1 protein-coding gene is annotated in these 1,336 nt (G+C 32.3%); it reads right to left on the bottom strand.

From position 1 onward, the window contains the following. Positions 1-77: 77 nt before the first annotated feature. Positions 78-1,247 carry an IS4 family transposase gene (locus IWX84_RS15315; RefSeq protein WP_196851626.1) on the bottom strand — a complete coding sequence of 390 codons (1,170 nt, stop codon included), beginning with the start codon at positions 1,245-1,247 and terminating at the stop codon, positions 78-80. Between the last annotated feature and the right edge of the window lie 89 nt (positions 1,248-1,336).

Below are 1,336 nucleotides of genomic sequence, written 5' to 3'. Positions count from 1 at the left end.
CAATACTGTCCTAAATAAATTTCAAGTATAATAAAATTTGCAATTTCATTGGCTTGAGACTGAAAAACAATAGTTTTTTAGAATAGAACCCCTTGTATACTATCAGGAATTTTTTCATGATGATCTTCAAAGGGCTTGTCGAGCCAAAGTTGAAGGTTAATTTTCACAAAAATATTAAGTCTTATAAATGCTACCAAATTCGATAAATGCCAATTGTATAGCGCCATTGCCTTGAGCGCTTTTAGTACAAGAATTGTAATTAGTGCTGTCCATATTTGTATCATTACTGCATTTTCACTTGTTCCAATGAATGATTTTATGTGTAGAAGTTGTTTTATTTCTCTAAAAAATATTTCTATTTGCCAGCGGCTTTTATAGAGTTCGCTAATTGTGTTTGGACTCCATTTAGTATGATTTGTTATCAGTTCAATAGTTTGTTTGTTTAGATCATCCCAAACAACAACTCGTCTTAATTTGTGTGGATATTTTTTTAATGATGCTTCATTTTTAAGCTCAATTATTTCATCTTTTAAAATATGTGAATGTCTATTCTCTGGCAGTTCGTTTTCTTTTAAGGTAGTAAATTGCAGATTTTCTTTGTGTCTAATAACGAAATAAACCTCTTTGCTGTCCCAAACATTTAAAAGCGAAAAATCATTATAAAAACGGTCTGCAACAATCACACTCCCTTTGAGCAATGGGATCTCGTAAGCTCCCTTATTATCAGCAGTTTTTCCATTTGTAATGTTTACGTAAGCGGGTAAATGACCATCATAATCAAGCAAAGTATGCATTTTTACGGCTCCTTTTGCCGTTTTGTATTTGGCCCAATCAAACAAACTTAAACACAAACTTATGGTCGTGGAATCTAAAAGAAAAATTTTACTCTTTATTTTAAACTTTACCTGTTTGAATCGAGCTTGCTGTCCTAAACTATCGAGCAATTGAAAATAGTAATCTTTGAAAAGTGTGTAATCGCGTTTTTTATTCTGATAACTAATCGTAGATTTTGAAGGTGCTCTTTGAACTCCTAGATGATTCAAGTTACCTGTTGCCGAACGAAGTCCGTTACTTATATCACGTACCGATTGACTTTTTGCAAACTGGCAAAACAACATAGATACAAGATGTGACCAACTACTAAATCCTTTTTGATGTTTGTCGCTTTGCTTTTCAACAACAAGTTTATTGAATTTTGAACGATCTAGTTTACTAATGATTTGAGAAAACAGTGTTACATTTGTCATCGAGAATGGCTTTTGTTTTTTGGTCACCTCAAAGGTAAACTTTGAGTTAAAAACTAGCCATTCTTTTTTAATCGTTTAGGACGCTATTG

The organism is Flavobacterium sp. CG_9.10, from assembly GCF_015752245.1.
Taxonomy (GTDB): Bacteria; Bacteroidota; Bacteroidia; order Flavobacteriales; family Flavobacteriaceae; genus Flavobacterium.
The sequence above is the reverse complement of the archived record's forward strand: the minus strand, read 5'-3'. Positions and strand labels throughout refer to the sequence as shown.